Annotated in this window: 13 protein-coding genes; 9 read left to right on the forward strand and 4 right to left on the reverse strand. The window is 35.6% G+C overall.

The features are described 5' to 3' along the window. Positions 1-507 precede the first annotated feature (507 nt). Both N2Z72_07535 and N2Z72_07540 read right to left on the reverse strand, forming a co-directional pair. Positions 508-1,194 (reverse strand): response regulator transcription factor, encoded by a 687-nt coding sequence (locus N2Z72_07535; GenBank protein MCX7697524.1) that lies wholly within the window; start codon positions 1,192-1,194, stop codon positions 508-510. After that, positions 1,181-2,845, reverse strand: a complete 1,665-nt coding sequence (locus N2Z72_07540) for a HAMP domain-containing histidine kinase (protein ID MCX7697525.1) — start codon at positions 2,843-2,845, stop codon at positions 1,181-1,183. Before N2Z72_07540 ends, N2Z72_07535 begins: the two co-directional genes overlap by 14 nt. A 202-nt stretch (positions 2,846-3,047) precedes the next feature. Between N2Z72_07540 and N2Z72_07545 the strand changes: the two genes are divergently transcribed. From N2Z72_07545 to N2Z72_07560, 4 genes are read left to right on the forward strand one after another with little or no spacing between them, the layout of a single operon-like run. Next, the gene (locus N2Z72_07545; protein MCX7697526.1) at positions 3,048-4,340 is read left to right on the forward strand and encodes a glucose-6-phosphate isomerase; all 1,293 of its coding nucleotides are present in this window, start codon (positions 3,048-3,050) and stop codon (positions 4,338-4,340) included. Between the two features lie 4 nt (positions 4,341-4,344). Beyond that, entirely contained in the window at positions 4,345-5,634 is a 1,290-nt protein-coding gene (locus N2Z72_07550) for a phosphoglycerate kinase (protein ID MCX7697527.1), read from the forward strand. A gap of 1 nt (position 5,635) precedes the next feature. Next, positions 5,636-6,247, forward strand: a complete 612-nt coding sequence (locus N2Z72_07555; GenBank protein MCX7697528.1) for a ribonuclease HII — start codon at positions 5,636-5,638, stop codon at positions 6,245-6,247. Beyond that, on the forward strand, positions 6,234-7,217 hold the full coding sequence (locus tag N2Z72_07560) for a hypothetical protein (protein ID MCX7697529.1): 984 nt from the start codon (positions 6,234-6,236) through the stop codon (positions 7,215-7,217). The genes N2Z72_07555 and N2Z72_07560 overlap by 14 nt, the downstream gene beginning before the upstream one ends. 5 nt (positions 7,218-7,222) lie before the next feature. Here N2Z72_07560 and ispE read toward each other — a convergent pair whose 3' ends face one another. Further along, a complete protein-coding gene (gene ispE, locus N2Z72_07565; protein MCX7697530.1) occupies positions 7,223-8,044 on the reverse strand; it encodes a 4-(cytidine 5'-diphospho)-2-C-methyl-D-erythritol kinase in 822 nt (273 codons plus the stop codon). A gap of 67 nt (positions 8,045-8,111) precedes the next feature. On the opposite strand from ispE, the gene N2Z72_07570 reads away from it, so the two are divergent. Both N2Z72_07570 and N2Z72_07575 read left to right on the forward strand, forming a co-directional pair. Beyond that, positions 8,112-9,149 (forward strand): Wzz/FepE/Etk N-terminal domain-containing protein, encoded by a 1,038-nt coding sequence (locus N2Z72_07570; protein ID MCX7697531.1) that lies wholly within the window; start codon positions 8,112-8,114, stop codon positions 9,147-9,149. Next, a complete protein-coding gene (locus N2Z72_07575) occupies positions 9,146-10,597 on the forward strand; it encodes an O-antigen ligase family protein (protein ID MCX7697532.1) in 1,452 nt (483 codons plus the stop codon). Before N2Z72_07570 ends, N2Z72_07575 begins: the two co-directional genes overlap by 4 nt. A gap of 58 nt (positions 10,598-10,655) precedes the next feature. Here N2Z72_07575 and dnaK read toward each other — a convergent pair whose 3' ends face one another. Next, positions 10,656-12,542 (reverse strand): molecular chaperone DnaK, encoded by a 1,887-nt coding sequence (dnaK, locus tag N2Z72_07580; protein MCX7697533.1) that lies wholly within the window; start codon positions 12,540-12,542, stop codon positions 10,656-10,658. A 168-nt stretch (positions 12,543-12,710) separates the two neighbouring features. Between dnaK and N2Z72_07585 the strand changes: the two genes are divergently transcribed. The 3 genes from N2Z72_07585 to N2Z72_07595 form a co-directional block, all read left to right on the forward strand. Beyond that, entirely contained in the window at positions 12,711-13,403 is a 693-nt protein-coding gene (locus N2Z72_07585; GenBank protein MCX7697534.1) for a response regulator transcription factor, read from the forward strand. Continuing rightward, positions 13,351-14,448, forward strand: coding sequence for an ATP-binding protein (locus tag N2Z72_07590; GenBank protein ID MCX7697535.1), 1,098 nt, complete (start codon positions 13,351-13,353; stop codon positions 14,446-14,448). Before N2Z72_07585 ends, N2Z72_07590 begins: the two co-directional genes overlap by 53 nt. Positions 14,449-14,485: 37 nt before the next feature. Further along, positions 14,486-14,688, forward strand: a 203-nt coding sequence (locus N2Z72_07595) for a deaminase (GenBank protein MCX7697536.1), incomplete at its 3' end; no start/stop codon positions are given.

A 14,688-nucleotide genomic window follows, 5' to 3' on the forward strand; every position in this document is an offset into this window, starting at 1 on the left:
CATAAAACCTAACATCAACACCATCATAAATCGATGTATAAGTAAGATCCTTAAAACCATAAACCTGCGATTTCCAACGAGTAGAATCTTGACCTAGAAAAAAATTATAATAATGCTCTGTTTTGTGATTCCCAAGAACGGCAATTGGTTTGCCACCGACAAAAATCATATCAAAAGCATGTCCTCTAATTCTTGTGTCTGGTAAACCTCGTCTTTGTCTTTCCTCGTATGGCAAAAGTTTAAAATAAATAATTTCTTTCAGTTTCTTTTCATCTAACACATTAAATCTTATCCTGTCCTCAAAAAAAAAGGCTTCTCCATTTTGAAAACGAAACTTATAAAGAAATGGTTGTTCCCACTGCCCAAGATTAGGAAGAAAAACATCTTGTGCTTTCAAATTCAAATATACTATACAAAAACAAGAACATATTAAAAAATTATGAATTTTCATCCCTTATGGATCATTTCGTTTGAAAATATATTGCAAATATAGGGCCTAATTTTTATTCAAGCAACTATAAGCTTATAACCTTCGCCATGAATGTTTATGAGTTTAATTTTTGAGTCTACAGACAATTTTTTCCTTAGTTTTGTTATGTACACATCTAAATTTCTACTTGCATAATATTCATCGTTTTTCCATATTTCCAATAGCAACTTTGTTCGAGGGACAACTTGATCAACGTTTTGAAAAAGAATTTTTAAAATGTCTGCTTCTTTGGATGTAAGATGAATGACCTGAGTCCCATAGGTCAAAGTTTGCAACCGCGCATCAAAGAGAATATCACCAATTTGAAAACTTGTTTGAATTTCTTCCGTTTTCTTAGTTCTCTGAAGAATTGCGTTGATACGAGCAAGCAAAACTTGATTACTAAACGGTTTTGTTATATAGTCGTCCGCACCAGCCCGAAAACCTTCTAAAATGTCTTCTTCCATCCACTTGGCCGTTAAAAAAACTATAGGTATATCAGGAATTAATCGCTTCATTTCACGAGCCACTTCAAAACCATCTTTTTTAGGCAGCATAACATCAAGAATGACAAGATTTAATTTCGGATTTTTTTTAAATAATTCCAGACCTTCGCTTCCATCCTTTGCAAGAAAAACTTCAAAACCTTTAATGGTTAAAAACATTTTTAAGGTATTACCCAATGACATGTCATCCTCAACCAATAAAATTCTAGGAGTTTCCATACAATGGCATTTTTATGATAAACTCACTTCCTTCATTTTCGACGCTTTTTAGCTTAATGTCAAAACCATGCATGTCGATCACTGTTTTAACATAATGAAGACCGATTCCAAAGCCTTTTACATCATGAATATTCTCTTTTTGTGCTCGATAAAGCATATCAAAAACTCTTTCCTGCTCATCTGGAGAAATGCCAATGCCGTGATCGGAAATGGAAACCAATAAAAAACCATTTCTATTCTCTGTAGCCACTTCTATGTCAGGGAAATCCTTGCAATACTTAAAAGCATTGTCAAGAATATTATAAAAGACATTTTCCATGTGAACAGCGTCTGCCATAACCAGATCATTCTGAGCCTTAAAAATTTTCCTTATTTGGCCATTTTTCTGATAGACCCAAAATTCAATTTTCTGGATGGCTTGCTCTAGAATTTCATGAACATGAAAAGGTTTTTTCGATAGTTTCATGGTGCCTTTTTGAATGAACGCTGAACGTAAAATATGTTCAGACAAATTCATCAAACGATTGTTTTCCAAGGCAATGATATGAATTAATTTTTCCTTTTCTTCCATATTCATATTCTTCTCTTCCACAAGCATATCGCATGCTAGCCTTATAGTAGAGAGAGGAGTCTTGATTTCATGAGCCATGTTGTTAATAAATTTTGTCTTTTCTTCCGACAAACGTTTTTGTTGATAAAAAATAAACAACAAATACACGAAAATGGTTAAAACAGTTAAAATTAAAGATACAGAAATGATGACCATGTTCGCTGATTGTTGGTAAAGAAACTTTTTTTTCTCTGGGAAAAAAACAAGCAAATAATCTGAAAGATAAAACAAATCGCTAGGATATAATTTGTATCGATAAGGAGTTTCTTTTAATTTTTCAAGTATTGATTTTGGTGGTTGATAGATAAAAGTATCCCTTCTACTTGAGTAGATAGTGAAATAAAAGTCAGTTCGAATTTGGCGAGCATCGAATTCTTCGCGCAAAAGAGAATCCAGAAACACTGAATCAAGTCTTGTTTCTATAGGGAAAAAATGGGTTAAATTGAAAAAATCAGTAAATACATCCGAAATGAGAAACGATTTTCGCAAAAAACTTTCAACATCGCCAAAAAGCTTAATAAGCAAATTCTTATCCTTAATTTTTTCCGGGTTAAACTTTTTTTTGAAATGAATGTCGTAAATATCAAGTAAGTCAAGTGTTGCCTGACTTTGTTTTACTTTTGTAGTGTCTATGTTCCGAATCAGTTCACCGTATTGGTCCATAGCTACTTGATAGCTGATTTTTTCTCTTGTTTCACGTGCCACACTGTCGGAAATATTACTATCGATACCAAATCTTCTTAGTGACTTGAACAATTCTTGATTTAATGAATCGAGTGTATGAATCAGTTTTTGTTCTTTTGAATAGTGAATACCTGATTTGATTTTCGATTTAAATTGAGCACTGATTTCTTTTTTTTCAATAAGATATGTAGCGTGAGCCATGGACTCATATACTTTTTTGTCAAATAAAGCTTCTTGTGCTTTGTATGTAATGTAAATGTAATAATATTGAATGCCTGCAATGGAAAGCAATGCTATGGCAGCCATGACAAGCATAGAAGGCCTTATCTTTCTTGGAATTATAATTTTTTTTAACATCTTTTAGGACTTTTTAACAAAAATTAACATTTCTTCGGGAAAATTCATTATATTTTTGTATTGTGACCTAACGGCAGCAAGAGCACTCAATATAAAAAGTTTTTTCATTGTGAGGTTTTTATAAGAGGCAATCCATAAGGGTTGCCTCTTTTTTTTGGATGATTCAGGAAAATGTATATTTTTGAACATAAAAAAAACAGATATGAATTTGAACGTGAATATACCAAATAATTTTATTACCACAGAAGAATGGAATCAGCTTGAACCTTATGCCATTCACGCATATAAACTTTTAACAGAAAAATCTGGTGAAGGAAAAGAATTTACAGGATGGATTCATCTACCTGAATTAACTTTAAACAACAAAAATTGGATGAATTCTCTTTTTCAATTAAAAAAACTTTACTCTGAAATTAACATAGATAGTCTCGTCATTATTGGAATTGGTGGTTCTTACATGGGGACGAAAGCTATTCATTTTGCACTGACATCTCATCTCATAACCCAAGAAAACTCAATACCTGTGCTTTATTTAGGCCATCATATCGAACCTACTTACTATTATCATGCACTTAGGTGGCTTGAAAGCAGACACCCTTTGGTGATAGTCATCAGCAAATCTGGAACAACTACCGAGCCAGCTATTGCATTTCGCTTCATCCGCAAATGGATAGAAGAAACTTTTCCACATGAAAGTGCACGTCGAATCATTGCAATCACTGATGCTCGAAAAGGCTCTTTAAGAAAACTTGCTGATGAAAAGGGTTATACATCCTTTGCCATTCCCGATGATGTGGGAGGTAGATTCTCTGTATTGACATCTGTCGGGCTTGTTCCATTAACTTTACTAGGTATCAACCCCGAAGCTTTGCTCGAAGGTGCGATGGACATGCAGAAAATATGTTTGGAACGCTCTCAGTTAAATAAAAATCCAGCTCTTCTCTATGCTACATGGCGTCATGCATTCCTCAGTCGTGGACGTCCCATCGAGGTGTGGACAACATTTTATCCTCAACTCTACTACCTGGGCGAATGGTGGAAACAACTCTTTGGCGAAAGTGAAGGCAAGCAGGGAAAAGGTATTTTTCCCACCACACTAACATATACTACAGATCTTCATTCCATGGGACAATATATTCAGGATGGTTCTCGTATTATGTTCGAAACCATGATAAGCATCGAAACACCATCTCATGACGTTACCATACCGTGTTTGCCAGACAATCTCGATGACCTTCATTATATCGAGGGCAAAAATCTTTCATACGTTAACCAAAAAGCAGAAGATGGAACAATTATGGCTCATGTTGATGGAAACGTGCCAGTCATTCGAATTTCAATCCCTGAATTAAATGAATATCATTTGGGACAATTAATATACTTTTTTGAATTTGCTTGTGGAATAAGTTCTTACATGTTCAATGTTAATCCTTTTGATCAGCCCGGCGTCGAAGCTTATAAAAATAACATGTTCAGATTGCTGGGTAAAATTTAAAACCATGATACATCAATTGCCACTAATTCAAGAGGCTTACATTAAAGGGAAAATTGTTTTGATCAGGGTAGATCATAACGTGGTCAAAAAAGGTGAAATTCATGATCCATATCGTATCGATGCTACTTTAGGAACATTGTATTATATTGTTTCACGTGGAGGCAAACTTATTATCATGACTCATGTTGGCCGACCACGAGATAAAAGAACAAATAAAATCACAATCGACGAAAACACATCTGTTGATCCCATTGTTCGCTATTTTGAAAATAAACTTCATGTTCGTTTTGTAGTACCTCAATTTTTTAACAAAACAGAATATGGCTACATGGGAATAGAAACTTCTATCAACCATTTGATACGTGAACTTAAAGAAGAAAAAATTGACGGTATTTATCTTCCCAACACTCGCTGGTTTGCTGGCGAAGAGGATAAAGGTGACAAATTCAGACAATTTGCTTATCAGTTAGCTGGTTTGGCAGACGTCTTCGTAAATGATGCTTTTGGTTCGTGGCAACCTCACGCATCAACAGTAGGTGTCAATGAATTTTTGCCATCATATGCTGGCTTTTTGATGCAAAAGGAAATACAAAACCTCGAACGAATTTTTAACCCTCAACGCCCATTTCTTGCTGTGGTAGCTGGTGCAAAATTCGACACCAAAATCGAGCCATTATATGCTCTTCTTCAGAAGGCCGATTTCGTTTTTTTAGGAGGGGTTATGTATAACGCCTATCTCGCTGCCAAATACGGTTTTAAAATAAAAGGTCTAGACCATGAAGATATAGAACAAGCCAAAAAATTTGTCGAATTCCAACAGCAGTTTCCCCACAAACTTATTGAATTACCATACATCATAGAATCTGACGTTTCAGACAACAAAATCGATGGTAAATGGCGAATTCACGACATTCGCACATTACCTCCCGGATGTGAATTAAACTATATATATGACGTTGCCCGAAAGTCCTTCGAAGAAGAATCCATCAGGAACATTTTTCACCAAGCCAAAACCATATTTGTCAATGCTGTGATGGGCTATGCTCCTTATTACACTGAAGGAACTATAGCTTTAGATGAACTTATTGACGAAAACAAAGACGCCATTAAGCTTTATGGGGGTGGGGATACCCTGCAAGAACTTAAGCGACTTTTGCCAGGTTTGTATATTGTTGCTCTAGATCATCCAAAATATCATATTTTTACTGGTGGTGGAGCTGTTCTGAAAGCCATCGAGCAAGGAACTGCTTTTGGTCTCAGCCCCATTAAAGCTCTCGTGGAATCAAAAAAATGACATGACCCTTCTAACTCAATTTTCAGATTTTAAATTTGAGGCTGGTTGTGATGAAGCAGGGCGTGGTTGTCTGGCAGGCCCTGTTGTGGCAGCTGCAGTTATTCTCCCCCCCGGGGTTTATCATCCAGAACTAAATGATTCAAAACTCCTCTCTCCGAATAAAAGGGAAAAACTTCGCAAGATTATCGAACAAAACGCCGTTTCGTTTGCCGTTGAGATGGTCGACGCTCAAACTATCGACAAAATCAATATTTTACAAGCATCTATTTTTGCCATGCATAAAGCACTCAAAAAACTAAATCCTCAACCGCAATTCATCATCGTCGATGGAAACCGTTTCTCTTCTTATCAAAACATTCCTTTTAAAGCAATCCCTAAAGGCGACAGCATTTATGCTTCTATTGCCGCAGCTAGTATATTAGCAAAAACATATCGCGATGAATTTATGATATCACTGTCCCAAAAATTTCCAGCTTATCAATGGGATAAAAACAAAGGTTATCCTACTAAAAACCATATCAAAGCCATTTTACTTTATGGGTTAACACCATATCATCGAAAAACCTTCACATTTAAAAGGCAGCTCAAATTTGAACTCTATGAAACCGCATGATTTTATCGTGCTCATTCTCGACGACATACATCCAGATCTTCAGAGGGGCTTAGAGTTGGCTGGCTTTCGTGTGGAATTTTTTGAAGATTCTTCACAATTAAAAAACTCCCACGGATGGGTTGTTCGGAGCAAATACCAAATTACTCGCCAATGGATAGAACAAGCTTCTCACTTACAATTCATTGCACGTGCTGGATCTGGTTTAGAAAACATAGATGTTTCTTATGCTCAAGAACGAGGAATTAGTGTTTTAAATTCTCCCGAAGGCAATCGAGATGCTGTCGGAGAACATGCGCTAGGAATGTTGCTTTCACTTCTAAACAATTTATTTCGATGTAATTTACAGGTTAAAAACCGAATCTGGCTAAGAAAGGAAAATTGGGGACATGAACTCAAAGGAAAAACTATTGGTATCATTGGCTACGGAAATACTGGAAGTTCTTTTGCAAAGAAACTTTCTTCTCTAGAATGTAACATACTTGCTTACGATAAATACAAACAAAACTTTGGCAATTCATACGTAAAAGAATGCTCCATGGAGGATATTTTTTTATACTCCGACATTGTTTCCTTGCATGTTCCTCTAACCGACGAAACTACTTATATGGCTAACAAGAAATTTTTTTCATGCTTCAAAAAACCAATTTGGTTCATTAATACCTCTCGCGGACTTGTCTGTAATACCCAAGATTTAGTTGATGCCCTTAAAGCAGGTAAAGTACTTGGTGCTGCACTGGATGTTTTAGAGTGGGAAGACATTTCTTTTGAAAAATTCTCTCTACAAAATCTTCCCAAAACATTTCAAGAGCTTATCCAAATGGACAACGTTATTCTCAGTCCTCATGTTGCCGGGTGGACTTTCGAAGCTTACCGAAGGCATTCCCTCGTTCTGCTTCAAAAAATATTACATTGGTTTAATAATAAATTTCAATCTCAAATCGACGCAAGTAAAATTATCGAAAACTTATAATTGAATCATTCTTCATATACATGAAAACTATCTTCCCATTTTGGCAATTTTTCATCTTTAGGGAAAATTCCAAATATTGCAGAACCAGTACCACTCATGGATGCATATAATGCTTTTTTTTCGTACATTTTTTCTTTTATTTCTTTCAGTAACGGATAACGACTAAACATGACAGTCTCAAAATCATTTTCTATGAAACGTCTCCATTCTTTCAAAGGCAATTCTTTCAAATCTCTCAATGAAAACTCTGCTCTCTTAGGTTTGATCAACTTATATGCTTCCTTTGTTGATATTCCTATGTTGGTTCCTAGACGTTTTGGAACGACTACTTGGATTCTAAAGGGTGATAAATCTAAATCAATGAACTCTATTACTTCCCCTCTGCCCGAGACAAAAGCAGGTTTAGCATAAAGAAAAAACGGAACATCGCTTCCTATTTGCAATGCCAAAGTGCAAAGTTTGTTATCATCCAATTGTAAATTAAAGATTTCCCGAAGCATTTTCAGAGTTAAAGCTGCATTTCCACTTCCTCCTCCGAGACCTGCTTGTATGGGTATTCGTTTCCAAATATATGCTCGAATAGGACTTATTGCATATTCAAGATGTAAAAGTTCCCAACTTTTATATACCATGTTTTGATGAGATGGAAAATCAAAAGAAGATAATACGGTTTCGATTTGTGTCTCTCCCGCCTTTAAAGGCAATATCTCTATAACATCATGCCAATTAATGGGATAAAATATAGATTCAATGTTATGGTATCCATCATCTCTTTTGCCGATAATCTTTAATCCAATGTTTATCTTAGCAAGTGAAAAACTTGTCATAATTGTTTTGTACAAAAATATAAAGGCTCCCTATTCGTTGTTATAAAACCTATAATTTTGTAGAAAAATGGAAAAAAATTCGTTGACTCAAAACGAAAATCAATTCAATCAATCTCATTTACTTTATTTTATTTTTCGACACAGAAAAATTTTTATTCTTGTAGGTTTAATCACTTTCATTGGTTCAGCTCTTATTTCTCTTCTTATTCCTAACCGTTATTCTGCATCCGTTATCATGTTTCCTACATCAACCAACGCCATATCCAAAGCTCTTCTTACCCAAACCACATCCGCACGGCAAGACCTTCTGGAATTTGGAGAAGAAGAACAAGCCGAACAAATGCTTCAAATTCTTCATTCTAATGAGATTCGAGATAAAGTTATCACCAAATTCAATTTGCTCGAACATTATCGGATTAATCCTAATTCTAAAAACAAACTTGCAAAACTATATAAGGCTTATGAAAATAATATCACGTTCAGACGAACCAAATACATGGCTGTAGAAATACGTGTGACAGATAAAGACCCCCAACTTGCAGCTGACATTGCAAACTACATAGCCAATCTTTACGATACCATCAAAAACAACATGCAGAAGCAACGTTCTATGGCTGGATATTATATTGTTCTCGAAGAATACAATAGCTTGTTCGCAGATATAGAAAGAAAAAAACACATTATCGATTCCCTCTCCCGAAAAGGGATTCAGAATTATGAAAAACAAACTGAGCGTTTATACGAAGGTCTCGCCCGTGAGATCGGAAAAGGAAACTCTCAAGCTGTGCTATCCATTCAAAAACAATTGGATACCCTGGCTAAGTATGGCACCACGTACATCACCCTCACCCAGGAAATTGAAAACGACCTGAAAAAATTGTCTGAATTAAAAGCAAAACTAAGTGAGGCCCGTGTGGACGCATATTCATTTATCCCCCAGAAATTTATTGTCAACAATGCTTACAAACCTGAAAAAAAATCGTTTCCTCCCCGTACTTTGATTGTAATTATTTCCACTGTATCTTCTTTGCTGCTTTTACTTATCTTGTTGTTGTTGTTAGAAACAATCAAAGGTTTCAGAACAAGAGAGAAAACTGAATTATGAAAGGATTTCTTATTTTTTTTTCTCTTCTATCTATAGTTTTTAGTCTCTTTATTACCCTACTTCTTAATTTCACTGAACAAGCATGGTATTTGTATTTCATTCCTGGTATATTGGGCATCTTAATTCTTTATTTTTATAAACTCGATCTGATTTTTCTTCTCACTACTGTAATGATACCATTTTCTATTAATATTGAAAACTTTGAATGGGATTTTGCTCTTTTTGTTCCCACCGAGCCGCTTTTGATAGGAATGCTATTTTTTTTAATCCTTGAACTGTTTTATCAAAGAAGTTTTCTTCTACAAAATTTTATGAAAGAACCTTTGTTTTTCCTGATATTATTGTATTTTACATGGATGTTTTTTACTTCAATGACCTCACAGATACCTCTGGTATCCTTTAAATATCTTCTTGCTCATGCTTGGCTTATTTTCCCACCCCTTGTACTTGGCTATCGACTTTTTTTACATAAACCCCAATGGCAAGAAAATTTTATATACTTGTATGCCATCCCACTCAGCATAGTAGTTATTTACACAACGATACATCATTATCTCTGGAATTTTGACGACAAGGCTGGTCAATGGGTGATGCAACCATTTTATAAAGATCATGCAATTTATGGAACTGCTATTGCTCTTGTTTGTCCATTGCTTTTTATGGAAATACTAAACAGAAAACGTTCTTTGATTATACGCATACTTGCCGGAATCATGTTTACAATCCTTCTTTTGGGTTTGTATCTGTCCTTTAGTAGGGGTGCCTGGTTGGGTTTTATAGTTGCTCTTGTAGCAGGATTGATCGTGTATTTCCGAATACCTTTTAAATACCTCTTTATTTCATTCCTGGTTGTCGTGATAGGAGGATTTATCTTTCAACAAAAAATTTTTGAACTCCTTTACAAAAACAAACAGGATTCTTCACCCAATTTTTTAGAAAATGTTCAGAGCATTACTAACATTCGAACAGATGCAAGTAATTTAGAACGAATCAATAGATGGAATTGTGCCATTCGAATGGCTCTTGATTACCCTATAACTGGAACCGGACCTGGTACTTACCAATTTTTATATGCTCCTTATCAAATGTCGTACGAAAGGACAATTATCAGTACCAACGCCGGAACATTAGGGAATGCTCATTCAGAATATCTTGGCTCAATGGCTGAACAAGGTTTTCCCGGGATGATGATTTTTCTAGCAATCATCATTTATGTATTTTACATGGGATTCGAACTGTTTAACAAACTCCGTCGGATAGATCCACAAAAATCATATCTTGTTTTTGGTATTTTATTGGGTTTACTGACTTACTTTACGCACGCTTTTTTAAACAATTTTCTCGATACTGACAAAATTTCGTTTGTTTTGTATACTTTTATCGCTTTACTACTTGCTGTAAAGCACAATTTAGTTAATAAAGCTCACAAAGAGATACAAATAAAATAAAGAGAGCTGCATTTTGCAGCTCTTTGTTAATAAACTTTTTTCATCTCAAAAGGAAGTATTATTTAACTTCCTCGTACTCTGCATCCGTTACATTGCTTTCATTAGAAGCATGGCTGCTAGAAGTAGTATGAGAAGTTTGTTGTTGGGTTGCACGATACATTTCTTCACTAGCAGCAGCCCATGCTGTATTGAGTTTCTTTATAGCGTTCTCTATTCCACTCAAATTTTCACTTTTGTGAGCTTCTTTAAGTTCGTTTAATGCTGCTTCAATGGCAGACTTTTTGTCAGCAGGAATTTTATCCCCATATTCTGCTAGTTGTTTTTCCGTAGTGTAAATAAGGCTATCTGCCTGGTTCATTTTGTCGATTTTTTCACGAAGTTTTCTATCAGCTTCTTCATTAGCTTTGGCTTCTTCTTTCATTCGACGTATTTCCTCTTCAGTAAGACCAGAGCTGGCTTCTATGCGAATATGTTGAGCCTTCCCTGTTGCTTTATCTTTTGCCGTCACATTTAAAATTCCATTAGCATCAATATCAAAAGTGACTTCAATTTGAGGAACACCTCGTGGTGCAGGAGGAATTCCATCTAAATGAAAACGCCCAATGGTCTTGTTTTGGCTAGCAAGAGGTCTTTCACCTTGGAGAACGTGTATTTCAACAGAAGTTTGATTATCTGCAGCTGTAGTAAAAACTTCAGTTTTCCTCGTTGGAATGGTTGTATTGGCTTCTATAAGTTTAGTCATAACACCTCCGAGTGTCTCAATGCCCAAAGATATAGGAATTACATCCAATAACAATATATCTTTAACTTCACCAGTAAGCACACCTCCTTGTATGGCGGCACCTACAGCTACGACTTCATCTGGGTTAACTCCCTTACTGGGTTTCTTTCCGAAAAATTTTTCCACCACTTCCTGAATCTTAGGAACACGCGTAGATCCCCCCACCAGAATAACTTCATCGATGTCTGCAGGTGTAAGCTTTGCATCTTCGAGAGCTTTTCTACATGGCTCAATTGTTGCCTGAATAAGGTCATCAATAAGTTGCTCAAATTTAGCCCTTGTAAGAGTTTTTACAAGGTGACGAGGAACTCCATCAACCACTGCTATATAAGGAAGATTTATTTCTGTCGACATACTTGAAGATAATTCAATCTTAGCTTTTTCAGCTGCCTCTTTCAGACGCTGCAAAGCCATGGGATCTTTTCTCAGATCGACTCCTTCTTCCTTCTGAAATTCATTGGCAATCCAATCTATAATTCTTTGATCGAAATCATCTCCTCCCAGGTGAGTATTTCCGTTGGTAGACTTAACCTCGAAAACCCCATCGCCCAATTCTAAGATAGAAATATCAAACGTGCCTCCTCCTAAGTCATAAACAGCTACTTTTAAGTTTTTGTGCTTCTTGTCTAATCCATATGCAAGTGCAGCAGCAGTTGGTTCATTGATAATACGACGAACTGTCAATCCAGCTATTTCCCCCGCTTCTTTCGTAGCTTGTCGTTGAGCATCATTAAAATATGCTGGTACAGTAATGACAGCCTCGGTCACTTCATGTCCCAAGTAATCTTCTGCTGTTTTTTTCATTTTTTGCAAAATCATAGCAGAGATCTCCTGAGGAGTATATAGCCTACCATCGATATCAACTCGAGGGGTATTGTTGGGGCCACGCTTGACTGCATAAGGAACTCTTTTTATTTCTTCTTGAACCTCATCGTAGTCCCTTCCCATAAATCTTTTAATGGAAAAAATAGTCTTTTTGGGATTTATAATAGCCTGTCGTTTGGCTGGATCACCGACTTTGATTTCGCCACTATCGGTAAATGCTACCATGCTGGGGGTAGTTCTTTTACCTTCACTGTTAGCTATCACAACAGGTTCATTACCTTCCATCACGGCCACACACGAATTGGTCGTTCCTAAATCTATTCCTATGATTTTTCCCATACAATTTTTTTGACCTTCGTAATCAATAAATATACCAGTTCTCCATTGAAAAAAAACAATAAAGAAAAACTGCCAATATGACAGTCTGTCAAAAAAATATAAACTATTTATGAATTTTTCGTTAAACTTGCATAACAACAACGCATTATTATAATTTTGAAAAAAAACATGGGAGAAGAAATAAGGGTTTTATTAGTTGATGATGAAGAAGACATACTCGAAATTATGGAGTACAATTTGAAAAAACATGGATTTGAAGTAGTTTGTGCCACCAATGGGGAAGATGCCATAAAAAAAGCCCAAGAATGGAATCCACACATCATTGTTTTAGATATTATGATGCCTAATATGGACGGAATCACTCTTTGCAAAGAATTACGCTCCTATGAAAAATTTAAAGATACTATCATTATCTTTCTCACAGCAAGAACAGAAGACTTCACGCAAATCATAGCACTTGAAAACGGAGGTGACGATTACATCACCAAGCCCATTACACCACAAGTATTTGTTACGAAAATTAAGACTTATGCACGGCGCCTAATAGAAAATCAAGAAATAGAACAACAGAAAAAAACCATCCATGTGGGATCTTATATCATAGATCTTGAAAAATACGAAATTATTCACAACCAAAAAACCTATTATTTACCAAGAAAAGAGTTCCAGATAGTAGTATTACTGGCAACTTCCCCCGGAAAAGTCTTTTCGCGAGACGAAATATACGCTCATGTCTGGGGCGATGAAGTCATCGTAGGCGAAAGAACCATTGATGTTCACATGCGAAAAATAAGAAAAAAACTGGGCAATGAATTCATCGAAACCATCAAAGGTGTTGGGTATAGAATTAAAAAAGTTTAAACTACCATGGGGTAACCCTGTTTTTCTTGCTATTTTTCTAAGTTTCATTCTAACCTTAACTTTAGTTGCATTATTATTTTCCTCAGGTGATGATGTTTTATTGTTTAAGCATCCATGGTTGTTAATTATATATCCGTCACTTTCGTTTGTTTTACTTTATGTCATTCTCAGTCGCTTCATTTTCGAAAAAATTCGAATCATATATAAAAACATCATTGAATTTAAAACTGGGAAAAAAACGCCATGGCTTATAACCCACAATGCGCTCGAAAAAACTCATAAAGACGTTGAAAACTGGATTACAACTAAAACCAAAGAAATAGCTGTGCTGAAAGAAGCTGAAAAATATCGCAGAGAATTTTTAGGCAATCTGGCACATGAGCTAAAAACCCCTCTGACCACCATCCAAGGATATGTGCTAACATTATTAGACGGAGGATTATACGACAATGAAATCAACATGAAATACCTTCGGAGAACTTTTCAAAATATTGAAAGACTTCGATCAATTATTAATGATCTCGACGAAATAGCAAGGCTTGAAAAAGGTTTGGAGAGTTTACATATGAAAAATTTTGATCTGCACTCACTTATTTGTGAAGTTATTGAAATGTTCGAAACTATTCTCCAAAAAAAGAAGATTTCTATTCGGAACAACATGAAGCCTCAGGAAGTGATTGTTTTTGCTGATCCAGACAAAATAAGACAAGTAATTATCAATCTTTTGGACAATGCTATTAAATACTCTAATGAAAAAGGATCCATTGAAATTGAAGCATATTCTATGGAAGACCGTTATCTCATTGAAATTACTGATCACGGGATTGGTATCGATCCAGAAGACATACCAAGAATTTTTGAAAGATTTTTCAGAACTGAAAAAAGCAGAAACAAAGTCAAAGAAGGTTCAGGATTAGGACTTTCAATCGTCAAACACATCATTGAAGCTCACGAACAAAGCATACATGTACGTTCAGCACCAAATGTAGGAACTACTATTTCATTTACACTATCAAAAGCTAAAGAAGAAATAAATAGTCGTTAATTTTTTGGAATTTTTCTAACTTCCCCAAAATTACATAATGCAGGTTTTTGATGATACATATTTCATGCGAGAAGCTTTAAAAGAAGTCCAAAAAGCCTTGGAAAAAAATGAGGTTCCTATTGGAGCGATTTTAGTTTATCAGAATAAAATCATAGCTCGTGCTCACAATCAAACCATAATGCAATCAGACGTAACAGCCCATGCTGAAATGCTTGTCATTTCATCTGCACTATCCAATTA

The organism is Bacteroidales bacterium (genome assembly GCA_026418905.1).
Lineage (GTDB): Bacteria > Bacteroidota > Bacteroidia > Bacteroidales > DTU049 > JAOAAK01.